This window comes from Spirosoma soli (genome assembly GCF_042684525.1).
GTDB classification, from domain to species: Bacteria; Bacteroidota; Bacteroidia; order Cytophagales; family Spirosomataceae; genus Spirosoma; species Spirosoma soli.
The window spans coordinates 198,537-224,093 of sequence record NZ_JBHULN010000008.1 but is presented as its reverse complement, the minus strand read 5'-3'; the positions used below and the strand labels follow the sequence as shown (position 1 = coordinate 224,093).

Annotated in this window: 13 protein-coding genes; 6 read left to right on the top strand and 7 right to left on the bottom strand. The window is 53.7% G+C overall.

Annotated elements, in window-relative coordinates:
* Positions 1–135 precede the first annotated feature (135 nt).
* The 6 genes from ACFSUS_RS15005 to ACFSUS_RS14980 all read right to left on the bottom strand — a co-directional run bounded on the left by ACFSUS_RS15005 (position 136) and on the right by ACFSUS_RS14980 (position 5,221).
* Positions 136–1,068: an alpha/beta hydrolase gene (locus tag ACFSUS_RS15005; RefSeq protein ID WP_381523899.1), complete on the bottom strand. Its 933-nt coding sequence runs from the start codon at positions 1,066–1,068 to the stop codon at positions 136–138.
* 109 nt (positions 1,069–1,177) lie between these two features.
* Entirely contained in the window at positions 1,178–2,089 is a 912-nt protein-coding gene (locus ACFSUS_RS15000) for an AraC family transcriptional regulator (RefSeq protein ID WP_381523897.1), read from the bottom strand.
* Positions 2,090–2,358: 269 nt separating this feature from the next.
* Complete coding sequence (locus ACFSUS_RS14995; protein ID WP_381523895.1) at positions 2,359–2,769, bottom strand: type II toxin-antitoxin system VapC family toxin; 411 nt, start codon at positions 2,767–2,769, stop codon at positions 2,359–2,361.
* Complete coding sequence (locus tag ACFSUS_RS14990; protein WP_381523894.1) at positions 2,766–2,933, bottom strand: hypothetical protein; 168 nt, start codon at positions 2,931–2,933, stop codon at positions 2,766–2,768. Before ACFSUS_RS14990 ends, ACFSUS_RS14995 begins: the two co-directional genes overlap by 4 nt.
* A gap of 166 nt (positions 2,934–3,099) precedes the next feature.
* Positions 3,100–3,699, bottom strand: a complete 600-nt coding sequence (locus tag ACFSUS_RS14985; protein WP_381523893.1) for a recombinase family protein — start codon at positions 3,697–3,699, stop codon at positions 3,100–3,102.
* Positions 3,700–3,874: 175 nt separating this feature from the next.
* Positions 3,875–5,221, bottom strand: coding sequence for an amidohydrolase family protein (locus tag ACFSUS_RS14980; protein WP_381523892.1), 1,347 nt, complete (start codon positions 5,219–5,221; stop codon positions 3,875–3,877).
* A gap of 1,104 nt (positions 5,222–6,325) precedes the next feature.
* On the opposite strand from ACFSUS_RS14980, the gene ACFSUS_RS14975 reads away from it, so the two are divergent.
* Positions 6,326–17,281: a putative Ig domain-containing protein gene (locus ACFSUS_RS14975; protein WP_381523890.1), complete on the top strand. Its 10,956-nt coding sequence runs from the start codon at positions 6,326–6,328 to the stop codon at positions 17,279–17,281.
* Positions 17,282–17,525: 244 nt separating this feature from the next.
* On the opposite strand, the gene ACFSUS_RS14970 is transcribed toward ACFSUS_RS14975, so the two are convergent.
* Positions 17,526–21,239, bottom strand: coding sequence for a sigma-54-dependent Fis family transcriptional regulator (locus ACFSUS_RS14970; protein ID WP_381523888.1), 3,714 nt, complete (start codon positions 21,237–21,239; stop codon positions 17,526–17,528).
* A 496-nt stretch (positions 21,240–21,735) separates the two neighbouring features.
* On the opposite strand from ACFSUS_RS14970, the gene ACFSUS_RS14965 reads away from it, so the two are divergent.
* The 5 genes from ACFSUS_RS14965 to ACFSUS_RS14945 all read left to right on the top strand — a co-directional run bounded on the left by ACFSUS_RS14965 (position 21,736) and on the right by ACFSUS_RS14945 (position 25,532).
* Positions 21,736–22,476: an SDR family oxidoreductase gene (locus ACFSUS_RS14965; protein ID WP_381523886.1), complete on the top strand. Its 741-nt coding sequence runs from the start codon at positions 21,736–21,738 to the stop codon at positions 22,474–22,476.
* Between the two features lie 46 nt (positions 22,477–22,522).
* The gene (locus tag ACFSUS_RS14960) at positions 22,523–23,275 is read left to right on the top strand and encodes an SDR family oxidoreductase (RefSeq protein ID WP_381523884.1); all 753 of its coding nucleotides are present in this window, start codon (positions 22,523–22,525) and stop codon (positions 23,273–23,275) included.
* A 78-nt stretch (positions 23,276–23,353) separates the two neighbouring features.
* Positions 23,354–24,004: an HD domain-containing protein gene (locus tag ACFSUS_RS14955; RefSeq protein ID WP_381523882.1), complete on the top strand. Its 651-nt coding sequence runs from the start codon at positions 23,354–23,356 to the stop codon at positions 24,002–24,004.
* A gap of 124 nt (positions 24,005–24,128) precedes the next feature.
* Positions 24,129–24,653 carry a nuclear transport factor 2 family protein gene (locus tag ACFSUS_RS14950; RefSeq protein WP_381523880.1) on the top strand — a complete coding sequence of 175 codons (525 nt, stop codon included), beginning with the start codon at positions 24,129–24,131 and terminating at the stop codon, positions 24,651–24,653.
* A gap of 33 nt (positions 24,654–24,686) precedes the next feature.
* Complete coding sequence (locus ACFSUS_RS14945) at positions 24,687–25,532, top strand: oxidoreductase (RefSeq protein WP_381523879.1); 846 nt, start codon at positions 24,687–24,689, stop codon at positions 25,530–25,532.
* Positions 25,533–25,557: the final 25 nt, after the last annotated feature.

Below are 25,557 nucleotides of genomic sequence, written 5' to 3'. Positions count from 1 at the left end.
TCAGGATTAACCAGCCTAGAAATAGATTGATTCGACGACTCAATGTTATGCAGTAGCTTGAGACAAGGACACCAGAAAGCCCCAGCAGATTGGGCGCTGGGGCAGTTAAAGCGTACTTTTTATCTTGGTCTTGGGTTATGAATCGGCTAGGTGCTTTTGCATGAAGGGAACCACGGCGTCAATCGCCTTATAAATTTCAGGCGCTACATCGTAGAAATTGAAGTGGTAGCCCTCTGACCAGACCAGCTCTTTCTCCGTATTGAGCAGGTTGTAGAACTTCTTGGCCTGATCGGGAATCAGGGCATCGTCGGTGGAAAAAACCAGGGTGGGTATCCTGATCTTAGGAGCCTGACTGATGGGGTCAAACACCTGCGCCCACTCTTCCCAGGCACCCCAGAAGATCTGGTTACGCCATTGGTTAACGCTGCCGCCCCGGTGTTTGTCGAAGTAGTACTCGCCCGGCGTTAGGTTAAAGCCTTCCACCATCGGATCGTTGGTGAAAATCTGCGTCGTTAGCCATTCGCCGTTCTGGGCAAACCGCTGGCGGGCGTCTTGGGCTTTCTGATTGTTTTTCTCAATGGTTTCGCTGCCCCAGAAGGGCTCTTCCAGCGCCGGTTCGTACATCCAGGGCACCACGGCGGCCAGGGCGGTCAGCCGGTCGTCGGTAGCCGCTAAGTAGGCCGCGTTACCACCCGAGGTGCAGATGCCCACCATACCAATTTTACCCACGTAAGACAGGGTTTGCAGGTAAGTCAGGGCCGCCTGCAGGTCTTTGAGCTTACCCTCGACGTTTTCGTTTTTGCGAGGCTGGCCCTCGCTTTCGCCGTAGCTAACGTAGTCAAAATCCAGCACCACGAATCCTTCCCGGGCCAATAGCGGGGCGTAGTTGTCAGGGGCATTTTCTTTGACCATCGTGACGGCCCCCTGCACAATCAGGGCTGGGTATTGCAGTTCCTCGTCGAAACCGGGGGGCGTAAACAGATGGCCGGCGATGGTCAATTCATCGCGTTGAAAAGTGACGTTCTGCCGTTCCACCCGACCAGCCGTAACCACATTCGTCGTTTCCATGTTATTTGGAGTTTCGGTTGATTAACAATTGGTTATACGGGCAAAGTAACGGCGTTAATGATCGGTAATCTTGACCCTTCTTGCCAACCTATTGACGTTTCTTGCTCAGTTAGCGTCGCTGCTGTCGATAGGCCAGTGGGGTAACACCGGTAGCCTTGCGGAATAACCGGTTTAAATGCGACTGTTCCGACAGGCCCACCGTCAGGGCGATATCGGTCAGCGAGAGCCCGGAATGACGAAGTAACTCTTTAGCTTTATCAATCCGTTGCTGAACCAGGTGCTGGTGGGGCGCTTGCCCAGTGGCCCGCTTGAAGCAACGGGCGAAATGGAACGAACTCATGTGTACGAGTTGGGCTAGATCGGCCAGCTTAATCGACTCGCCCAAATGATCAGCCATGTAATCGGTCACCAGTTTACGTTGCACCGCACTAAGCCCCGAAACCCGCTGCTCAGCCCGGTAGGTTTGACTGGCATAACGACCAGCAATATGAATGGCCATGGCACTAACCAGCGTATCAGCCAGTAAAGGGCCTGAGGTCGTGCCTTGCTGCAGCTCAGCCCGTAAGGCCAGCGCAATATGGCTCAGGACCGGATCGGGCTGGCCATGGACCTCGGCTAACTCGATCGCCGAGGGATTATAATCGGGCAGATTAACGGCCAACGCGTTGGGGTCGAGCGCCAGGAAGACGCACTGCGAGGGCTGAGTCCAACGCAGATTGCCCGAGACGCCTGCCGGGCTAAAACAGATCCGGTCGGGCGTTAAGGGAACCCGTTTGAAGCGCCCATTGGTTCGCCATTCCAGTTCGAGCGGTGAACCGGTCTGCACACTGATGTGGATATTTGCCTGAACGACCTCGGGGACTTCGACGGGCGGCAACCGGTGTTCCTCCAGCACGAGATGATTCCACCCTGCCCCTTGACTCGACAGTAGGGGTTGGGTGGGGAAGGCATCCAGCACCTGGCCCGTTTTTGGTTCGGTGACCTGGATGCGTTGAGTGGGGTTAGATGTAAGCAGGGCCATAGGACTAGTTTTTGAGCAACGAACTTGTCAGTCCAGTCGTCTAATGTATATCGTTGGAGCTGAAAGTGAGCGAAGTGGCCCGCCTATTTTATACAAGCCGTCCAATAATTAGCATCTTGACCTTATCGCTTACTGTCCATTTAGTAGCTATCATATTTATTTATTGGCATTTTTTGTCTCACGGATGAGCCTTTAGTGAGACGCTCTCTTTTGGATAAACGCCAACTTTATTTAGTAGCACACGAATTTCTGTCAGTGGTTCACTGAACTTAAGCTCTCAATAGTTTCAAACCTTGAGGTTCGTAGAAGGGAAAATTACCGTCGTGACTAATCAGGATCAATCGCTCAGCAATGGCCTGACTAATCAGAATATGGTCGAAAGGGTCACTGTGTATTGGGATCAGTGCTTCCAGCTTCGCCAAATGGACGACCCGGGATGGGAGTAGTTTCACGCCTAGCGTTTCGCGTAACACATTGGCAATTTCAGCAATGGTAACCCCATTTAATTGGAAGTCAGCTCTCTTTAGCTTAGCCTTGATGACAATCTCACGCAGGCTTTCATGACTGACGTAGAATTCATTCGTGCGGTTTTGAAGAATAGTTCTGATGGAAGCTTTTAAGTCTGGCGAATCAGTTAGCCACCAGATAAGGATATGCGTATCCAGTAGATATTTCTTCATTTCTTAATCGTCACCCGCAGGTCATCTTCCCAGGCAGACGACTCGCTGACGATTTTGTCTTTAAATAGGCCTAATCCTGCCTTCATATTTGACTTGGCGGCAAACTGGCTACTAGCAGAAGATTTCTTAATCGACGTTTTGGGCGTTTTTGTGTCTGTTGCCATCACTTCTAGGGTTACTTTACAAATATAACGTTTTTGAGCTGAAGTAAAGTTTTGATAGATCCCTACTTTAGGGCGTTCCGGCCTTCCAAACGTTCAGATAAATGCTTTGTTGTATGTGCATTTGCAAAAATAGATCGAACTATAATTAGAGAGAGTTTTGTGTACATTATGCATTCGATGAATCGTTTTTTTCCTCTTGCCAAGCTAAATACCGATAAACAGTCGCTCGGCTTATGTGAAATAACAGTCCAATCTCAGCAATTGTGTTCAGTTTATTGCCATACATGGTCTTGACCGCTCGTGCTTTTACTTGCGCTTCTGGAGTAAGGCCCTTAGGGCGGCCTCCTACACGGCCCCTGGCACGTGCTGCGGCCAAGCCCGCCTTAGTACGCTCGCGGATCAGATCTCGTTCAAATTCAGCTAATGACGCAAAAAGGTTAAACACTAAGCGGCCTTGCGCGGTGGTGGTATCGATGGCATCATTCAGACTGCGGAAGCCAGTTCCTCTGGCTTGAAAGTCATTGATCAACGTGAAAAGTTCTTTCAGTGACCTACCTAACCGATCTAGCTTCCAAACAATGATAGTATCTCCTTCTCGCAGAACCTCCAGCATCTTCTGAAGTTGTGGTCGTACCTTAGCCGAAGACACCTTCTCCTGAAAGATTTTTTGACAACCTGCTTTTTTGAGGTCATCCAGTTGTAGAGCTAGATTTTGATCTTGCCGGTCCGCCGGTGCGGTTGATACGCGTGCATAGCCAAATAACATAAAAATAGCCGAACCGACGAACCGGTCTCAAAAATGTGTACTGATAAAGATCATTTTTGAGAAGATGCGACTAATAATCAGTAGGAGTGAGCGATATTAAAAACTAGCTTTTCAGCAAATAGAGGGTTTTCCGAAATACTTGTAAAACATATAGTGCTACAGAATCAAAGCGTTCCTAATGGTCTTGATTGGGATAAGTCTTCTCAACAGCAGCCAACATCTGCTTTAGTTCAGCCGAGCTAAACCATCGGCCTTGTAACATGACCCCAGTTATTGTTTTCGTGTTGGCGATGTCTTTTAACGGGTTGCCTGACAATAACACCAAATCAGCTTGTTTATCAGCCTCAATCGTGCCCACCTCCGGGTCCCTTTTTAAGAATACGGCCGCATTAACCGTACTCGCTTTTAAGGCCTCATAGGCCGGTAAGCCTACACTCACTAACTCCTGAAGCTCCTCATGGATGCTGAAACCAGCTAACACATAGGGGTTTAGACAATCAGTTCCTGCAATAAATCGTCCCCCATTTTTATAGATCAATTTGGCCATTACTTTTTGTAAACGGTAACGATCTTGGCTGTAATAATGAAGCCGCTGCTGCCAAAATGTGCGAGTGATTTTATCGACATAGCGTTCGTAATTGGTCGGAATAGTGGGGTCATTAGGATGCTTCTGCATGTTTTTATAAACCAGCAAGGTGGGACACATCCATTTTTGGGAATGACCAATTAGTTCCAGTCGTTTGACTAACGGAATATAGGGAGACAGCGGACTTACATCAACGTGCTCCAGGGAGTATTGAGTCGATGCCAGTACCTCTTCAAGGTCGACCTGAAAGGGGATGTGTCCCACGACCGGGATATGGAGTGAATCGCCTACCTGTAAAATTTCTCGGTACAACTCTTGGGGTAAGGTGTGATAAATTTTGATACAATCATAGCCCGCTTTAGCAAACTGAATAACGGCCTGACGAGCCTCATCGCGCGTTTTGACGACGTGACTAAATTTCCACACGTTTGGAGTGCCCTCTAGAATCGGGCTGGCCGTATAAAGAGTAGGACCCAGGATTTGGCCTTGATTGATTCTCTTCCGTAAGTTAAGATGAAAGGGGTAACCGGCCATATTACGGATGGTTGTAACGCCATTGGCGACAAACAGGAGCAGATTATTGTCATCATTGAGGTGCACATGAAGATCGTTCAAACCCGGAATTAGAAACTTTCCAGTTCCATCAATAACGAGGCAATGTCCAGCCGTATCGATTTGAGCTAAATGAGGAGTAACCTGTTTAATTCGTCCCTTTTCGATGAGGACATGGTGATGGGCTAAAATGGTATCCTTCGTCATAGGAATCACGGAGACATCACGGATCAGGTAAGAATCCGCTTTGTTTATGGTCATTTTGCCGTATTGAGTTGGCAGCCCAGACTTCAGGTGAACTGGCGGTAGGACTTTGGGCCTAAAATAAAAATAGGCTATTATAGCCAGGAGAAACAGCAGGCTAAACGAGGCAATTTTTTTCATGCTTTGAAGGAGGTGGATTCTCAACAAAGGTGGTGAAAACAAGGAGCCTAGTTAAGATACACTTCTTAATTAAGGTCTCTACGAATACAGATCAATTAATTTACTCTCTTTTTGATCGACCCATCCAGGAGTCAACTAGTTGAACGCTCCTTTATCTCACTTGAGAGCGTATTTTGAGAATCTTTAATCTATAATGACTACCTGTTTTTCTACTATCTGTCTAACTCATCCGTAGCCTTCCTTATCTTAGATCACCGCTCCGGCTGCCAGCCGCAGTGACATTTTCTAGATGTACCCAAAAGAGTCTAGTACTGAATCAGACCACACTGAAAACCGACTTTACTTGCTTGTTAAGCAACACCAGCCGGGTTAAATGTAGGATGAGAGTGACCGTTAGTTGACCCGGCGTATGAATTAAAATCCCAACCAGAGGCCGCCCATTATACCCCTTATTTTATAAAATCAGAAAGGCGGATGGGTCTTATTTAATAGCTTACCTTTCTATTACTCTTTCGGAGTGAAGCCTGAATAATAGCCCATGCTTTACTCTTTAGCTGCTGGTGTAGTTCTTTGTCTCGGGGTACAAACGTGACGCTGCGCACGTTGCCAGGCTCACATTTTGTAGCCCAATAGTTGTTATCCGAGGTATCCGGGATAGAGGTATATGTAGGTTGACTCATCGTCAAAGGTAGCCTTTAATCGATGAATAACCTATTGACAGCCGGGTAAGTAAAATCCCTTATTTAATATTTATAAGTTAACTTATATTTAAATTTTATTTATAAAATTTACTTTTTGTAATAATATTTTATATTTGGGCACATGCTGTCCGGTAATGTCTTGACCATAAACGGTTTTAGCGGTCCGTCCGGGCGATGGCTCTTTCCTCACTCCTCGCTATTTGGGTTCTATCATTACTTACTCAACCTTACCCTATGCTAATCCCTCTACGGCCTGTATCAACCCACTGACCTGCGCCAGCTCGGCTTCGACTGGTAGCCTTACGCCCTGAGCGTTCGGCTCAATGGGGCTTTGGCTGGCCTTGAAGGCCAGCTAGCTCCTGATTGCCTGTTTCTTTTTCCACTCTTCACCTTCTGTTTATTCATGCAACACGACTATCGTTTTCTGGCGGCCAGTACCGGTTTGCGGTTGGCTCGCCCAGGGATTGGCTATCAGGCCAACCTACATCCATCCGGGTGCCAGGCCCCGGGACAAGTCCTCTCTCGCTTCCAATCACCAGCGCAACCGGGATTTAGTGGCTTACCCAGTCAACCAACCAAATTCTCGGCTTTTCTACCGTTTACCCTGGCCAACCACACCCGTCTAATGTTGGGGGGGCTGGTAATCCTGCTGCTGACTTTGCCCCAGGGGACTTTATGGGCGCAGTGTGCGTTTTTTCCCAGTACTTACTTACCAGGCGTACTATCGGTGGTAATAGCGGTAGAGGATGTAAACGGCGACGGGCGACCCGATCTGATTGGTGCCGATTTTAACTCCAACACCGTGGGGGTGGCGCTAGGGGTGGCTGAGGGGGGCTTTGACGATGTTGATGTGGTTAGCTACCCCGTTGGGAATGGGCCTTGGGAGGTAGCCGCAGCGGATGTAACCGGTGACGGACGGGTCGATATTATCACGGCTAATTATTCCAGCGACGATGTGACGGTATTAGCGGGGTTAGCCGGGGGCGGCTTTGGCCCGCCCACTAACTACCCCGTTGGGAATGATCCTAAGTCGGTAGCCGCAGCGGATGTAACCGGTGATGGACGGATCGATATTATCACGGCTAATGCTTCAAGCAGTAATGTGACCGTGTTGGCGAGTTTGGCCGGGGGCGGCTTCTCGCGGGTTAACTACTCCGTTGGGTTTATGCCTGAGTCGGTGGCCGTAGCCGATGTAACCGGCGATGGACGGATCGATATTATCACGGCTAATGCTTCTATAAATAACGTGACGGTATTAGCGGGGTTAGCCGGGGGCGGCTTCTCGCGGGTTAACTACCCCGTTGGGGTTAGGCCCACGTCGGTGGTGGTAGCCGATGTGACCGGCGACGGTCTACTCGACATCATCACGGCTAATATTGCCAACGAAAACGTGATGGTATTGCCAAAGTTGGCCGGGGGCGGCTTTGGCTCACCAGTCGTTTACTCCGTGGGGGGCAGGCCCCTGTCAGTAGCGGTGGGGGATGTGACCGGTGACGGGCGACTCGATATTGTTACCAGCAATCAGGGCTTTTTAGACCAGTCCGGTGGTATATCGGTATTGGCGGGTTTGGCCGGGGGGGGCTACAGTTTGCAGGTCATCTCGAGCGTGCCGCCTAGTTCCCAGACAATACTGATACGGGATGTGACGGGTAATGGACGACCTGATATTATTATAGTCACTGGTTTTGTGACGGTGCTGGCGGATCAGCCACCGGTGACCATCGCTACACAGCCCCCTAGTGGCTCTTCGGTGTGCGCTGGTACACCGGTCAGCGCACTAATCAGCGTTGATGCGGGGGGTATTCTCGGGGATGGGCTCTCCTATCAGTGGTACCGAGACGGGCAGATCGTGAGCGGGCAAAACTCCGCTACGTTAACGCTGCCCAGCACGACCACCGCCCAGAGCGGCAGCTATTCAGTAGAAATCCGGGGTAGTTGCAACGCCGGAGTACCGGTCCTGCTAACCTCATCGGCGTTCAACCTGTTAGTCAACAATCCGCCTATAATCAGCATCAGCCCTTCAGCTACGGCTGTCACCGTAGGTGCTGCCTACAGTCAGGCCTTCACCGCTTCGGGCGGCACCGCGCCTTACAGTTTCTCAGTGATCAGTTCTAACCTGCCCGCCAGCCTGAGCCTGTCGAGTGCCGGTGTCCTGTCGGGCACACCTACTCAGGTGGGTAGTTACAGCCTGCTGGTACAGGCGGGCGATGCCAACGGTTGCGTGGGCGTGGCCAGCACCCCCTTCAGCCTGACGGTGGGAGCTGTCGTGAGTTCGCCCATCCGCTACGTTCGCCAGGGCGGTACGGGCACGGGCAACTCCTGGGCCGATGCCAGCGGAGACCTCCAGAGCCAGATCAACTTGGCCGGTGCTCAGCAGGTGTGGGTGGCCCAGGGCACCTATAAGCCCACCACCACGACCGACCGCAATATCAGCTTCTCTATGCGCGAAGGCGTGGCCATCTACGGGGGCTTTGCCCCCAGCGGTACGCCCCTATTGGCCGAGCGCAATCCGGCCAGCTTTACCACCGTGCTCAGCGGAGACATTGGCGTCGTGAATAACCCAACCGACAACAGCAGCCACGTCATCAACAACCCGCCGGGGCTAACGGGTGCAGCCGTGCTGGATGGGGTTGTCATCACCGGAGGCTACGCCCTGGTTGGTAGTGATATTTCCGGTGGGGGGATGGTCAATGCGAGCAACAGCAGTCCGAGCCTGATCAACTGTCAATTTCTTACTAACCTGGCTGGCAACGGCGGGGGGATGTACAATGCGAGTAACAGTAATCCAAGTCTGCTCAACTGTAGTTTTCAGAATAACCAGGCCGGCAATGGCGGGGGAATGTACAATGTTGACAACAGTAGTCCAAGTCTGGTCAACTGTCAATTTCTAGCCAACACAGGGGGCAACGGCGGGGGGATGGTCAATGGCAACAGCAGCAATCCTACGCTAACCAACTGTAGTTTTCTGGCCAACAGAGCTGATGTTGGGAACAGCGGAGGTATGTTCAATAGCAACAGCCGTCCTACGCTGACCAACTGTGTGGTGTTTGGCAATGGCGGGGCGCGCACGTTCCAGGCGGTCAATGGTGCATCGGTAACGGCCCGCTTCACCTTATTCGAGGCTAGTGTGACGGACTACACCGATGGGGGCAACAATCTGACGACTACTACCTCGCCCTTTGTCTCGGCCACCGATCCACGGCTCAACTCATGCTCACCGGCTATTAACGCCGGGGACAATACCGCCTACGCCACCGCCAACGGCGGGATGCCGCCCAGCTCCGCCATCGACTTAGCTGGCAACCCCCGCCGGTTCAACAACGGGGTAATCGACATGGGGGCTTATGAGTACCAGGGCAATCCCACCATTCTCACCCTAAGTAACCCCAGTGTGAGCACCGCTACGGTGGGCCAACTCGTCAGTCAACCCTTCACCGCTACGGGCGGCACCGCGCCTTACAGCTTCTCGCTGGTCAGCGCTAACCTGCCGGCCAGCCTGAGCCTGTCGAGTACGGGTGTGTTGTCGGGTACACCTACCGAAGCTGGCAGCTACACCCTCCTGGTGCAGGCGGGCGATGCCAACGGCTGTGTGGGCGTAGCCAGTACCGTCTTCAGCCTAACGGTGGGGGCAGTGGTTAGCTCACCCATCCGCTACGTTCGCCAGGGCGGTACGGGCACGGGCAACTCTTGGGCCGATGCTAGTGGAGACCTCCAAAGTCAGATCAACTTCGCCGGTGCCCAGCAGGTCTGGGTGGCCCAGGGCACTTATAAGCCCACCACAACCACAAACCGTGACATCAGCTTCGCCATGCGCGAAGGCGTGGCCATCTACGGGGGCTTTGCGCCCAGCGGTACGCCCACCCTGGCCGAGCGCAATCCGGTCAGCTACACCACCGTGCTCAGCGGAGACATTGGCGTCGTGAATAACCCAGCCGACAACAGCTATCACGTCATCAACAACCCCGTGGGGCTGACCAACTCGGCGGTGCTGGATGGGGTCGTCATTACCGGAGGCTACGCCGATAATAGCACTGGCGTTAATTCATTCGGAGGAGGGCTGCTTAATCGCGGTAGTAGTCCCTTAGTACGTAATTGTATCTTCCAGGATAACAGTGCCGCTACTGGCGGTGGGGTCTACAGTCAGGGCGGCAGTCCGGCACTAATCAACTGCTCGTTTGTCAGCAACGAGGGTCTCGTTCAGGGCGGAGGAATGGCCTATGACGGCAATCCGTTATTGACGAACTGTGCGTTTCTTAACAACTCGGCTTCTTTCGGAGCTTTTGGTGCTGGCGGGGGTATCTTAACCAGCGGTGCTGGCGTGCTGACTAACTGCTCGTTTATGGGCAACGCGGCAGGATATGGCGGGGCTATGTATAATCAATACGGCAGTCCGACGCTGATTAACTGCTCGTTTGTTGTCAACTCGGCCAACTATGGCGCAGTGATGTCCAACAACTTGACCTGTAATCCTACGCTGATCAACTGTTCGTTTGCCAACAACACGGTTACTAACGCAGGTGGGGTAGTTGAGAATGCTTCTGCTTATGGTATTACTACGCTGATCAACTGTGTGCTTTTTGGCAACGGCGGAGCCAAAACCTTCAGGAGTGGTGGTGCTGAAACGCTGGCGGTTCGTTTCTCGCTGTTGGAGGCCGGGGTGACCGGATACACCCCTGACCCGACGAACCGGATCACCAGTGTCTCCCCCTTTGTTTCGGCCAGCAGTGTGACCCTCAACGGCTGCGCTGCGGCCATCAATGCCGGTAGCAACGAGGCCTATACTACGGCTGGTGGGCCCACCACCGATCTGGCGGGCAATGCGCGTATCTTTCCCATCGGGGGGACCATCGATATGGGCGCTTATGAGTACCAGGGCGCTCCCACTACGCTAACCGTGAGCAATCCAGCCGTGAGCACCGCTACGGTGGGTCAGATCTTTAGTCAGGCCTTCACCGCTTCGGGCGGAGTGGCACCCTATAGCTTCAGCGTGGTTAGCAGCAATCTGCCCGCCAGTCTGAGTCTGTCCAGCGCCGGTGTCTTGTCGGGTACGCCCACCGAGGCCGGCAGCTATACGGTGCTGGTGCAGGCGGGCGATGCCAACGGCTGCGTGGGCGTAGCCAGCACCGTCTTCAGCCTAACGGTGGGGGCGGGTACGCCAACCCTGGGCGTGAGCCTGTCGGTAAGTTCCCAACAAGTACTGACGAATCAAAGCACTACCCTGACGGCCGTCGCTACGGGCGGCCTATCGCCCTACAGCTACGTCTTCAACGGGCCGGGCACCCTCAGCCAGAGTCCCACCAGCAATACGGCGACCGTCTCGGGTTTGTCAGCGGGCGTGCAGACCTTTACCGTCACGGTGACTGATGCCAGTTCCCAGACGGTAACGGGCACGGTGAGCATAACGGTGAGCGAGCCGGTGGCTGACGGACCCGTCTGTGATACCTACACCACCCGCACCACGGCCAATGGCCTGGGCGACGATCTCCTGTATGGGGTGTACGCAGTGGGCAATGTGGTCTATGCCGCTACCCAGGGCGGGTTGAGCATATCGACCGATGGGGGTAGCACCTTTACCAACCGCACCACGGCCAACGGGCTGGGCAGTAATGCCGTGGTTGGCGTGTACGCGGTGGGTAATGTAGTCTATGCCGCCTGTTTTGGGGGTGGATTGAGCATCTCGACCGACGGTGGCCAGAGCTTTACCAACCGCACCACGGCCAACGGGCTGGGCACTAATGATGTGAGAGGTGTATATGTGGTGGGCAATGTGGTCTATGCCGCTACTTTTAACGGGTTGAGCATCTCTACCGACGGGGGCACCAACTTTACCAATAAAACCACAGCCAACGGACTGGGCAACAATCGCGTGTATGGTGTGTACGCGGTGGGTAGTGCGGTGTATGCCGCCACTAATGGCGGGTTGAGCATTTCGACCGATGGGGGCCAAAGCTTTACCAATAAAACTACGGCCAACGGACTGGGCAATAATTACATAAGTGGTGTGTACGTGGTGGGCAAAGTAGTTTATGCCGCCACTAGCGGTGGATTGAGTATTTCGACCGATGGGGGCCAAATCTTTATCAACCGCACCACCGCTAACGGACTGGGAAGTGATATTGTGGAGGGTGTGTATGTGTTAGGCAATGTGGTGTATGCCCCCACGGATGGCGGATTGAGTATTTCAACCGATGGGGGTAGCACTTTTACCAACCGCACCACGGCCAACGGATTGGACGATACTAACGTGAGGGGGGTGTTTGCCCTAGGCAATCGGATCTACGCGGCCACGTTTGGGGGTGGTTTGTCGTTCTGTCCGGCCCTGCCTGCGTCCCTGGCGCTGAGCAGCTTCACGGCCAGCCCTGCTACGCTGCTCACCACAGTCAGCACTAGCCTGTCGGCCGCGGTAACGGGCGGAACGGGTCCTTACAGCTACGTCTTCAGCGGGCCAGGCACCCTCAGCCAGAGCCCCACCAGCAACACGGCGACCGTCTCGGGTTTGTCAGCGGGCGTGCAGACATTTTCGGTCGTGGTCAGCGATGCCAGTTCCCAGACGGTAACCGGCACGGTGAGCGTAACGGTGAGCGAGCCGGTGGCTGACGCCATCTGCGACACTTACACCACCCGCACCACGGCCAACGGCCTGGGCAGTAATGCCGTGTTTGGCGTGTACGCGGTGGGTAATGTAGTCTATGCCGCCACTGAGGGTGGGTTGAGCATTTCGACCGACGGCGGCCAAAGCTTTACCAACCGTACCACCGCCAACGGGCTGGGTAGTAATGCCGTCAACGGAGTGTATAGCTCGGGCGGTGTGATCTATGCCGCCACGTTTGGTGGGTTGAGCGTCTCCACCGATGGGGGCAACAGCTTTATCAACAAAACTATGGTCGATGGGCTAGGCAGAAATAACGTGTTTAATGTATACGCGGTGGGCAACGTAATCTATGCTGCTACCGAGGGTGGGTTAAGTATCTCGACCGACGGCGGCCAAAGCTTTGTCAACCGCACCACCGCCAATGGGCTGGGCAGTGCTAGCGTGATTGACGTGTACGTGGTGGGCAATGTAGTCTATGCTGCCACCTCTGGTGGGGTAAGCATCTCGACCGACGGCGGCCAAAGCTTTGTCAACCGCACCACCGCCAATGGGCTGAGTAGTACTGGTGTGAGTGATATATACGTGGCGGGCAGTGTGGTCTATGCCGTTACCAATCCCGGGTTGAATATTTCGACCGATGGGGGTCAAAGCTTCACCACCCGAACTACGGCCAACGGATTAGGCAGTAACTTCGTGATTGACGTGTACGCGGTGGGCAATATAGTGTATGCCGCCACGTTTGGTGGGTTGAGCGTCTCCACCGATGGGGGCCAAAGCTTTACCAACCAAACCACCGCTAATGGGCTGGGCAGTAATAACGTGTATGGCGTTTACATCCTGGGTAGCCGGGTCTACGCGGCTACTTCGGGAGGTGGTTTGTCGTTCTGTCCGGCCCCGCCTGCGCCCCTTGCCTTGAGCAGCCTCACGGCCAGCCCCACCACGCTGCTCACCACGGCCAGCACCAGCCTGTCGGCCGTAGTAACGGGGGGGACGGGTCCCTATAGCTACGTCTTCAGCGGGCCAGGCACCCTCAGCCAGAGCCCCACCAGCAACACAGCGAGCGTCTCGGGCCTGTCGGGCGGGGTACAGACCTTCTCGGTCGTGGTCAGCGATGCCGCTTCGCAGACGGTGACCGGCACGGTAAGCGTAACGGTGAGCGAGCCGGTGATTGCGGCTCCCTTTGTGCTCACCCCAGCCAATGGTAGCCTGATCGCCGATAACACCCCCACCTATAGCGGCACCGCCGTGGCGGGTAGCCTGGTCACGGTGTTTGTCGATGGCAACCCCCTAGGCACAACGACCGCTGAAGCGGAGGGCAACTGGCGTGTTACGGCGACGACGCCACTGGCTGATAGCCCGCACCAGGTGTATGCCACGGCCACCGCCAATGAGGTCACCAGCCCGACCAGCAACACCAATACCTTCACCATTGACACGAGTGCTCCCTCAGCACCCGTCGTGATTACGCCGGCCAATGGGAGTGTACTCGCCGACAACTCACCCACCTACACCGGCACGGCCGAACCCAATAGCACCCTGACGGTGTTTGTCGATGGGTCTGCTATCGGCACCACCACGGCGGTGGCCGGTACGAGCTGGAGCTTTACCCCGACGGCTCCTTTATCCCCTGGTCCCCACACGGTTAGGGCCCGCGCGACGGATCTGGCCGGAAACACGAGTGTTGACAGCAATACCAATACCTTTATCATTAACAACGTCCAGCCAACGGTAAGTCTGACCAGTTCGGCCAGCAATCCCACCAGCACGAGCCCTATTCCCGTGACGATCACGTTCTCCCAGTCGGTCACGGGCCTGGTGGTGGGCGAGGTGAGCGTAACGGGCGGTACGGCGGGTAATCTGGCCGGTTCGGGCCCGTCGTATACGGTGGACATCACGCCCACCGCCCCGGGGCCGGTCTCGGTGAGTCTGGCGGCCAACGTAGCCCAGAATGAGGCCGGCAACGGCAATGCCGCTTCCGCGCTTTTATCGATTGAGTATACGCGGCTGCCCGACCTGATGGGTTTTGCCGCTGCTGTCAGCTCGGTCTGCGTGGGTCAACCGGTGACCTTCACGGCGAGGGTAGGCAATGGGTCGGAGCCCTACGGCTACACCCTGACCAACGGCGAAACCAGCGTTAGTGGCACGGGTAGCACCAGCGCCTTCAGCCAATCCCTGACGGCCAGCGGCTCGGGTAGCCAGAGCTTCACGCTGACCATCAGCCAGAACGGCCCGCTTAGCTCGGGGATTACTACCCTGACGGTCAACGAGCGGCCCCAGGCCAGTCTGGTCAGCAGCGGCACGTTGAGCTGTGGGCAAAACTCGGTCACCCTGACGGCCGGAGGGGGCTCCTCCTACACCTTCAGTCCGGGCGCTACTCCCCTGGAAGCTACCAATCAGGCTCTGGTCACTAGTGCTGGTAGCTATTCGGTGATCGTGGCCAATGGCACCGGTTGCACGGCTACGGCCAGTGTGCTCGTCAGCCAGGCCCCTGACCAGACGCTGAGCTTCAGTCAGCAGCCCGTTTCAAGCGCCAGCGTGACGGTGGGTGCTGCCGTGACGGCGGGTGTGGTGGTGGACGGCCCGGTGTTGAGCTATCAGTGGTACAAGGACAACCTGAACCGTCCGGTGAGTGGCCAGACTTCGGCAACGCTGAGCCTGACCAATGTCCAGGGCTCGGATGCGGGTAGCTACTTCGTGGTGGTGAGCGGGAACTGCAACTCCTTGACTTCCTCCGCCTTCAGCCTCTCGGTGAGCCCACCGCTAGTGGACGGGCCCTTTGCCATCACGGCGGTGACCACCATCAGTTGTACCCCGGTGCTGCCCAACCGCTACAGCGTCAGCTTTGCCCCCCGCTACAGCGGCCTGACCGGCCAGCCCATCAGCTTCTCAGTGGTCAATGAGCTCTTCCCCACCCTGGATGGGGGCCCCTACACCATCCGGCTCTACACCGACAACCCCCGCATCACCCTGAGCGCCGTGCAGCAGGGCACCCCGGGGGAAGCCCTATTTGTCTACGACTGGCTGGCGGCTTGTCGGGCTTCGGAGTCGAGTAACACGCCCCCCACGGTGCTGATGGCGGTGCCGCCCCAGTCGGCCACGGTAGGAGTGGGCTACAGCTACGTCATCCCGGAAGGTACCTTCTCCGACGCCCAGACGCCCGCCAGTCTAGCCCTGTCGGCCCAGGGCCTGCCCCTGGGTATCGGCCTGTCAGGCTACACCCTCTCGGGGGTACCATCGACAACGGTGGGCTCGCCTTACTCGGTGACCCTGACAGCCACCGATCCCGGCGGCTTGAGCGTGAGTACGGTGGTGGGCTTCAGTGTCAGCCCGGCTACGGGCCCGGTGGGGCCGACGCCCCCCTTTGCCATCTCAGGGGTGACCACGATCAGCTGTACGCCCATCTTTGACCGGATCAACATCAACTTTAGGCCCCAGTACGTGGGGGTGAACGGGCAGGCCATCGCCTTCGGGGTGGTCAACGAACTGCTGCCCACCAACGAGCCAGGGCCCTACAGCCTGACCTTGTACCGGGACAACCCCGTGATTACGCTGCGGGCTACCCAGACGGGCAGTACCGAGCCGACCAGCTTTGCCTACCACTGGCTGGCGGCCTGTGCCAGTCAGGGCAAAGACAACACCCCGCCGGTGGTGGTCAACCCGATTGGGTCACAGACGGCGGTGGTAGGCGTGAACTTCGAGTTGAACGTCCTCAACACGTTTGTGGACCAGGAGACGCCGGGCCAGGGCGGCTTGCGCTACGCGGTGAGTGGCTTGCCAGCTGGGTTGAGTCTGGTGAACACCAGCCTGAGGGGCGTAGCTTCCCTGACGGGTGTCTCGACGGTGGTGCTAACGGCCACCGATGGGGGCGGCTTGAGCACGACGGTGAGCTTCGGGCTGACGGTGCAGTCGGCCCCGGTGAGTGGGCTGGCCCTGAGGGTGCAGGCCAACCCCACCCAGGTGACGGTCGGGGGCAGCACCACGCTGACGGCCCAGGTCAGTGGGGGCACGGGGCCCTATAGCTACAGCTTCTCGGGTCCGGGTAGCTTGAGCGTGGTGGGTAACGTAGCGGTGTTCACGAGCCTGCCCCTGGGTGAGCAGGCCTTTACGGTGGTGGTATCGGACGGGGGTCAACCGACTCCTCAGCAGCTGAGCGTAGGCGTAAGCGTAACGGTGGCCGAGCCTGTCTCCCAAACCCAGCCTCAGACCGGGCCCTTCTCCATCACGGGGGTACAGACGCTGAGTTGCGTCGGGGTGGGGAGCGGTCAGCGGCAGGTAAGCTTCCGCCCTCAGTACGCCGGAGTGACCGGCGAGCCGATCAGCTTCTCGGTGGTCAACGAGCTGTTACCTACCGCTGATACGGGCCCTTACACGCTACAGCTCTACCCCGACAACCCCACCATTACCCTGAGCGCTCAGCAGGGCAGTCAGGTGGTGAGCTACGCTTACCATTGGCTGGCGGGTTGCCAGGCCCCGGCCCGACTGGGCTCGTCGACATCGGCGGAAGCCAGCCGGGGCTTGCGGGTAGTAGTGCTGGGCAACCCCATCCAGGGCAACCAGGTGTCGGTGGAGGTGCGGGGAGCCCAGGGGCAGGCCCTGCAGCTTGAGCTGACCGACCCGGCTGGTCGGCCCGTGAGCGAGCAGCGGGTGGAGTCGGCCGGGCGGATCGAGACGCTCACCCTGTCAGTGGGGGGGCAGCCGGCGGGTATACTCCTGCTGCGGGTGAGTAGCCCCAGTCAAACCCAGACCCTCAAGCTGCTCAAGCGTTAAAGGGGTTTCCTGCATCAGCCAGCAGCCGGATCACTACTAGGTGATCCGGCTGCTTTTTTGCCCTTATTTTTCAAAATCTTTGGCGTGTTTTTAGCCCGGATCAGTGTCTTAAAACGCCCGAAATTCGGAGACACAAATCTCACATCGTCTCGTGTAGGAGCGATTTATGAGACGCTTATTTTAATAACTGTCAACAGTAGTGAGCAGCATATGGGTTAATAAAGTTTAGATCAACTGGACAACATTATTCCCTAAAGTGCTCCCGTTTAATACCAAGGCGCTTGATTTTTGAATTTAAGGTGCTCTTAGGGATACCTAACCGCTCGGCGGCTCCACCCTCACCCGCGATTCGACCTTTACAATACTTGAGTACTCGCAGAATATGATCGCGTTCATTCTCGTCGATGGTTTTTAAAAAGCCACTTTCTGGCAGGGAGTTGAGTGATTTGATTGGCTTTAAACTGGGCAGGGGAATATGTTTAATCGTATCCCCGTTGGCTAGCAGCATACTTCGCTCGATCAGATGCTCTAATTCCCGGATATTGCCCGGCCAGCTATAGCGGACAAGCTCCTCTACCGCATGGGTGCTTATTTTGCTGATTTGGCGGCCTAACTTTTTAGAAAACCGTTGGATGAAGTAAGTCGCCAGCAGGGGTATATCTTCCGGGCGGTCCCGCAGGGGTGGGAGACTGATGGGGAAGATATTTAATCGATAGTAAAGATCATTTCTAAACCTGCCTTCCGCCATTTCTTTCTCTAAATCCCGGTTCGTCGCGGCAATAATGCGCACATCTACCTGTATCGTATTTTTTCCGCCAATCCGTTCAATTTCTTTCTCCTGCAAAACCCGAAGGAGTTTGGCCTGTAGTTCCAGGGGTAGTTCACCAATCTCATCCAGGAAGATCGTGCCGTTATGCGCTAATTCAAACTTACCAATCCGTTTCTCTACAGCCCCGGTAAAACTGCCCCGCTCATGGCCGAATAATTCACTCTCAATCAGATTAGCGGGTAAGCTGGCACAATTGATCTTGACCAGCAATCTACTTTTACGGGGAGAATTGTTATGAATGGCCCGGGCAATTAATTCTTTACCCGTACCGGTTTCGCCCAATAGCAGCACCGTGCTGTCGGAGGAGGCTACCTGAGAAACCAGGCGAAAGGTTTTTCGCATTTCAGCACTGTTGCCAATGATTTCAGCATAATTATGGTTGGTTTCAATCTCTTCTTGTAGATAGATTTTTTCTTCTTCTAATTGTTCTTTGTAGCGGTTGATGACGTTAAATTGGGTGATGATTTGCTCATGAGCCAGTATATTGGAAAGCGCGATCCCAATTTGAGAACCGATGTTTTTTATCAGGGGGGCATTGGCTTCTTTGTCATAACTGGTCGGAATATTCAGCCATAAAATGCCGATATTCTCGTCGCCCAATCGGACACGGGTACCGGTAAGTTCAAGTAAGCCAATTTCTTTCCACCACCTTACGTAAGGGGGGACTAGGTCCCGTTGATTCAGCGCTTCTATGTTAAACGAAACGGGCTCACTCGATGCCAGCACCACATTGGTAATGCCATCGTTAATGTCACTTTGCCGACTTAAGATTTCGCCAAATTCGGGATGTTGGGTATAGTGATCCCGCTTATCGTACAAAAACATTTGATGCTGTTTTTTGTCGGCCGTCAGCATCCGTAAACTATAGTTACCAATGACGCCAAATCGCCTAAGCTCTTCCGAGATAATAACGGCCAGCTGTTTACGGTCCCGAACGGAAGCCAGCGCATTACTGAGCGATAATAACATGGATTTTTCCTCTTCCCGCTTCTTAATGGCTTCGTTGGCCAGAATATTCGAAACTGCCACGGCCAATTGGGCGCAAATACCTTTTAACAAATCAATTTTCAAAGCCTCTATATTTAGGCTTGGTATATGAAAAAAGACAGCACCCACCGGCGTTTCACCTACTCGAAGCGCTAGGCACAAAAGCTCCTCAAATCCTACTGCTAGCCAAAAGGCGACGTACGTGGGTGGGGTGGATTCCCTAGCTAACTGGTTGACATCCAAAATAACCGGTTCTTCGGACATCATAACCCGAACAAATGCTGCGTCCTTAACGCTGTGCTTGAAGTAAATTACGGTTTCATAATCATCCCGATTCCTGACCGAATCATACACATCCATAATAAACGCGCTGTGCGTTTGCCGATCCTCATTTATTTTTACGATGCCGAACTGTTCAATGGCAAATAGTTTTTTTATCCGCGTATTGACCACGTTAAACAAATCATCCCGGTTGCGGAGCGAGGCAATCTCATTGCTAAGCGAGAGTAATACTGATTTTTCGGCCTCCCGATTCGCAATTTCCTCATTGGCTAAAATGGTCGAAACGGCGATGGAAAGCTGATAGGAGACGCCTTCAATCAGGGCCAGTTCATGATCGGTATAGGCGTTGGTATTGGCCGAGTTAACGTAAAACACCCCGATGTCTTTCTGACCATCCCGCAGTTTAATGGCTACTTTCTCGGTAATCCCTTTTTCGTATTCATAGTTGATGTACTCGGGTGCGGCTTCATGCTGGTATAACTGCTGCATGTTAAGAACCACAAGGCGGTCAGATGCCATTACGCGCGTCAGACAACAATCCTCCGAGACGCTCTTTTTGAGCGCGCTTCTTTGATAATGGGTGTAGCCGGGACTTTGCTGATGCAACGAAAATAAAAAAGCGTAATACGATTGGTCTTCGTTGACTATTAGAATGATAATGTCCTCGAAGTTGACTAATTTCTTAAGATTCGTATTGATCGCCCGGAATAGATCATTCTTATTACGGATATGGGCAATGTCTTCACTGACTTTGAGCAACAAGCGCCCCTCCTGCTCCCTGGCCCAAATAGCTTCATACGTTCTTATATTGTCAATGACAATGGAGAGTTGGTTAGCCAGCCGTTTGACCAGCTGCAGCTGATTAAACGTAATAAGCTTATTTTCCAATAAACATATACACCAGAGTCCCAACACTTTTTCCCGTACGTGTAGGCCAATCAGCAATACCTTCTTAATCCCGCTATCGTAGAGAATCTGGAAATATTCCGGCATGTTCCCCCGGGCAGACTGCTGCTTTAATTCGAAAACCATCGGGTCCTTGGTTAAGAATACTTTATTAAAAACGCCGTCATTCAGGGGGTAGCGGGCGCTAACGGATTGTTGGTATTGTGGGTGCGTATCGACTAACGAATGTGTTTCCTGAAGAAAAGAGCTGACCGTAGATTCGTCGTCATTGATAACGGCGACAAAATGATCACTAAAATCGAACACCGTTTTTAATTTGGCGTGAATAATTTTTAATAGATCTTTTTTGTCGCGAATAGCGGCAAAATCGTCATTCAGGGATTGCGCGATTTCGTTGTCCAGCTCGCGTTTCTGTCGTTCAGCATAGTCAAGTATATTAATTAACGACGCCGATAATAAGCCAGCCACGGTTCGCATACTCTCCAGCCGATTGGCGGGCAGGACCTCCTGGGCCCCGTACAGCATAAGCCACCAGCCGATTAGCTGTTCACCATCACGAAGCGGTATCCTTAGCGAGTGCCATTCGGCTTGCTCGTTCGGGGTTAAGAAACCGCTTTGTTGTAGGCCAATGACCTGGTTTCTGGTCGAATCAGCAGCGGATAGCGGCTCGTCGAAAACCGTATCATCCACCGTCAGTTGATTTCCATAAACTACACTCTCAAATGGGCTATGCTCCCCTCTAAAGGCCGGCTCAAAGAAAAAGTCGTTGACGGCGGTGCCATCCGCATTAGGCAAAAAAAATGTTGAATAGCGGTAGCCCAGCAATTGCTTGACCGGTTGATTGATGAGGTAATTGAGCTGCTTTTTGGTGCGTACGCGCAGCACGTCTAAAGCAATTGATCCGTACAGATCGTGCTCAAAAGCGGATGGCGGGAGAATAGAAGCGTCTTTCATGGTCAACACATTTTTTGATTGAATAAGGCCGTTTATTCTGGCGAACTGGCGAGTCAGGACGGGCAAACGTAGCGCTATGGCGGATACGCTTGTCTATACGCTATACGTCTACGCCTGCTGGGGCTCAATTTCACCTTAGCCGATACGGGATCGGCTGTATACCACCTACTTAAGCCATCATTCAATTTTAAAGGTACTACGTTTTTAACCAGTTGGGCAGGTACGGTTCCATATTCTTGACGTTGATTTTGTCCGTGAAGCGTCAATCACTCAGGTCGGACTTCCTCAACGTTGAATTTGCGCCCACCCACGATGGGGGCAAGATGATATGACGACACTTCCTTCGCCATAGGGCGATATATCGTCACGTAAACAAAACGAAATTAAAAAGTAAACCTCTGATTTACAGCTGTTTATTGTAGTGGCATGATTCTTATATGGCTTAGGCTGTCGGGCAACCTGTCCTGGTTGACTTCTAAACGCCAACATACATGCCATGAAACCGCTATCCGAAAAAGTAGTTCTGGTTACCGGTGCTTCCCGAGGAATTGGGGCCGCCGTAGCCCTTAAGCTGGCCACTGCCGGGGCCAAAGTAATTGTCAATTATGCCGGTGGGCAGCAAGCCGCTGACCAGACCGTAAACCAGATCAAGCAAGCGGGCGGTGAAGCCATTGCCCTGCAGGCGGATGTCAGTAAAGCCGACCAGGTGAAAGCCCTGTTCGATGGGGCCATCGCCCAGTACGGCCGCATTGATGTGCTGGTCAATAATGCCGGTATCATGATCACCAAGCTCTTAAAAGATACGACCGACGACGACTTTACCCGCCAGTTTGACATCAATGTACGGGGCACGTTTAACACCCTGCGCGAAGCGGCTACCCGGCTGGCTGATCAGGGGAGTGTGATCAATTTCTCCTCGTCCAATAACCGGATCATGCTGCCCAGCTATGCCACGTATGCGGCTACCAAATCGGCCGTCGAGCAGTTAACCCGCGTATTCGCCAAGGAAGTGGGGGCCCGGGGTATCAATGTCAACTCGGTGTCGCCCGGGCCCACCAACACCGAATTATTTATGAAAGGTAAACCCCAGGAAGCGATTGACCGGCTGGCGTCCTTGTCTGCCTTCCACCGCCTTGGCGAACCCGACGATATTGCCAAGATTATCGTCTTCCTGGCCAGTGATGAAGCCAGCTGGATCAGTGCTCAGAACATCGGCATTAACGGGGGGATGGCTTAACCGCTCTTTTCTGTAGTGCATCTGCTTACGATAAATCCTGAAAATTATGAACTCCCTAAAAAGTAAAGTAGCCCTGATCACCGGTTCAGCCCGTGGTTTAGGAAAAGCCATTGCCGAGCGGTATGCGGCCCTGGGTGCCGATATCGTCATCAACTACTCCCGGGACAAGGCATCGGCCGATGAAGTGGTCAGCAACATCAAAGCCATGGGCGTCCGGGTACTGGCCGTACAGGCCGATGTCAGCCACGTAGCCGATATTGAACGGCTATTCGACGAAGCCAAGAAAGCGTTTGGTAAACTGGACATTGTGGTGGCCAATGCGGGGATCGAAATGGTCGAAACGCCCGTCACGGAGTTTACCGAAGCGCAGTTTGACCGGCTGTTTGCCATCAATACCAAAGGCTCTTATTTCACCATGCAGCAGGCGGCCAAAACCATCGAGGATAACGGTCGCATCATTTACATTGCCTCCAGCACTACCTCGTATCCGGTAACCGGCATGGCCGTTTACGGCGGTAGCAAAACGACTCCGCGCTACCTGGTGAACGTCCTCTCGAAAGAGATTGGCCACAAAGGCGTAACGGTAAATTCAATTATCCCCTTTGCCGTTGACCATTCCGGCATCTTCACCGACCCGGACTCGTACCCACGCTTGCGGAAACAACTGCTGGACAGTTGCCCCATGGGCCGTCTGGCGGAAGTAGAGGATGTGGCCAATGCCGCCGAGTTTTTTGCCAGTGATCTGTCCTCCTTTGTGTCGGGGCAACACCTGCTGGTGAATGGCGGAGCGACCAATTAACTCCCTTGTCAATCAGGCTACTCCGCCCCAGTCCATTACTGAACCACAATATTTACAACTCTACAACACACGATCATCATGGCGATTAACAAGGTAAAATCAGTAGCCGGAATTCCTATTCCAGACAGTACGATCGCCCATCAGGCGACGGAGCTTTTGCGGGAGCATGGTACTGAATTCATTTACAATCATTCCTTGCGGGTGTTCTTTTTCTCATCACTGAACGGAAAACGGAACAGCTTACCCTACGATGCTGAACTGCTATACGTTTGCTCCGTTTTTCACGATCTTGGGTTAACGCCCCATTACAGCAGTCCAGATCTTCGCTTCGAGGTAGACGGAGCCAATGCTGCCCGTGATTTTTTAAGAAGCCATGGTTTGCCCAATGAAAAGTTGCAACTGGCCTGGGATACCATCGCGCTCCATACAACCATTGGCGTTGCCGAGCATAAAGAGGCAGAGGTGGCCCTGATGTATTCGGGAGTAGGTCTGGATGTGATGGGGGAAGGCTATGACAACCTTAGTGCCCAACACCGGGACGAAATAATTACCGCCTTTCCCCGAAACGATTTTAAGAAACACATTATTCCCACCTTTTTTGGCGGGTTTGCCCACAAAACGGAAACGACGTTTGGGAATATCAAAGCAGATGTCTGTGCGTACATGATCCCCAATTTCCATCGGAAGAACTTCTGCGACTGCATTCTCCATTCGCCCTGGAGTGAATAACTAAACGTCCCATTTATTCTGGATTATCAATTGGCTTATTGGTCAGCCAATCGACAGGTCCTATTGGCCATTCACTAATGAGGTACAGTCCTGACTACGTACATTTTTTAACGAGGCAATCAAGATGAAAACGATTGAAGCAGCTCCATCCGGTAGATTGGTTGGCCTGATGGGAGGGTGGGGAATAGCCTTATGGGTATTGCTGAACGCAGGCATGGTGAACGCGCAAGATAAAACATCAACTGTCATGGAAAATAAAGCGCTGATTCGAAACGGGTTTGATCAATGGGCAGCCGCTACGGGCAACTTTTTTGACCTCTTAGCCGACGACATGCAATGGACCATCACCGGCAGTACGCCCCTGTCCAAAACGTACATGGGTAAAAAACAATTTATGGATGAGGTCATTACTCCGCTCAATGACCGGCTTTCCAAAAAGATTGTGCCCAGTCTTAGAGAACTGTATGCGGACGGCGATGTGGTGATTGCCTTATGGGACGGTCAAGCCACCGCCACGGATGGAAAGCCCTATAACGCCAGCTACTGCTGGACAATGCAGGTGCAACACGGCAGGATCATCCGGGTCGTCGCCTTCCTGGACGGTATCGAGTTCGCTGATATCATGAGCCGAATCGCCTTACCTAAATAAATCTACCTCACCCGAATACAAACAAACCAAGCGATGCACAACCCAAAAGTATGGTTCATTACCGGCGCGTCAAGGGGGCTCGGCCTTGACATCACCAAAGCCGTCCTGGCAGCGGGCGATCAAGTAGTCGCCACCGTTCGGAGTAAGCCCGAGGATTTAGTCGCTCAGCTGAATAGCCAAGACCTGCACGTACTCGTGCTTGATGTAACCCAGGAAAGCCAGGCGCACAAAGCCATCCAGGAAGCCATCGCTATCTTTGGCCAACTGGACGTTCTAGTCAATAATGCCGGCTTTGGCTTACTGAGTGCCGTAGAAGAGGCCACGGACCAGGCCATCCGGCACATGTTTGATACCAATGTGTTTGGCACCCTAAACGTAATCAGAGCGGCCCTGCCTTACTTCCGTCAGCAACGCCGTGGACATATCATCAACCTGTCGTCTGTCGGGGGGTTAGTGGGCTCTCCGGGATGGGGATTGTATGCCTCGACTAAATTTGCCGTGGAGGGTTTTAGCGAAGCGCTGGCCAAGGAGTTAGCCCCTTTACATATTCATGTGACGGTGATCGAGCCGGGTTATTTCCGCACTGATTTTCTGGACAGTTCCTCCCTGAACACCAGCGCAACGGTTATTGAAGATTATGCGGCTACGGTCGGTAAAATGCGTGCCCGGGCGTGCGAAGTCAATAAACAGCAGCCGGGCGATCCCAGGAAGCTGGCCGCGGCCCTGGTGCGGATTGCCCATAGTGACAATCCCCCTTTACACCTGCCTTTGGGGAAAGACGCCCTTGAAAGCTATCAGGCTAAAACGGTCCTGTTCCAAAACGACATCGACGCCTGGCACGAAGTGATTGTGGGGACAGATTATGATCAAGTTCATTAACTGCTAAGTGGGTATAGGCTGCTCG

Bases quoted from the DNA above. Each gene is read 5' to 3' on its own strand.
- ACFSUS_RS15005 (WP_381523899.1), bottom strand. From the start codon at position 1,068: ATGGAAACGACGAATGTGGTTACGGCTGGTCGGGTGGAACGGCAGAAC.
- ACFSUS_RS15000 (WP_381523897.1), bottom strand. From the start codon at position 2,089: ATGGCCCTGCTTACATCTAACCCCACTCAACGCATCCAGGTCACCGAA.
- ACFSUS_RS14995 (WP_381523895.1), bottom strand. From the start codon at position 2,769: ATGAAGAAATATCTACTGGATACGCATATCCTTATCTGGTGGCTAACT.
- ACFSUS_RS14990 (WP_381523894.1), bottom strand. From the start codon at position 2,933: ATGGCAACAGACACAAAAACGCCCAAAACGTCGATTAAGAAATCTTCT.
- ACFSUS_RS14985 (WP_381523893.1), bottom strand. From the start codon at position 3,699: ATGTTATTTGGCTATGCACGCGTATCAACCGCACCGGCGGACCGGCAA.
- ACFSUS_RS14980 (WP_381523892.1), bottom strand. From the start codon at position 5,221: ATGAAAAAAATTGCCTCGTTTAGCCTGCTGTTTCTCCTGGCTATAATA.
- ACFSUS_RS14975 (WP_381523890.1), top strand. From the start codon at position 6,326: ATGCAACACGACTATCGTTTTCTGGCGGCCAGTACCGGTTTGCGGTTG.
- ACFSUS_RS14970 (WP_381523888.1), bottom strand. From the start codon at position 21,239: ATGAAAGACGCTTCTATTCTCCCGCCATCCGCTTTTGAGCACGATCTG.
- ACFSUS_RS14965 (WP_381523886.1), top strand. From the start codon at position 21,736: ATGAAACCGCTATCCGAAAAAGTAGTTCTGGTTACCGGTGCTTCCCGA.
- ACFSUS_RS14960 (WP_381523884.1), top strand. From the start codon at position 22,523: ATGAACTCCCTAAAAAGTAAAGTAGCCCTGATCACCGGTTCAGCCCGT.
- ACFSUS_RS14955 (WP_381523882.1), top strand. From the start codon at position 23,354: ATGGCGATTAACAAGGTAAAATCAGTAGCCGGAATTCCTATTCCAGAC.
- ACFSUS_RS14950 (WP_381523880.1), top strand. From the start codon at position 24,129: ATGAAAACGATTGAAGCAGCTCCATCCGGTAGATTGGTTGGCCTGATG.
- ACFSUS_RS14945 (WP_381523879.1), top strand. From the start codon at position 24,687: ATGCACAACCCAAAAGTATGGTTCATTACCGGCGCGTCAAGGGGGCTC.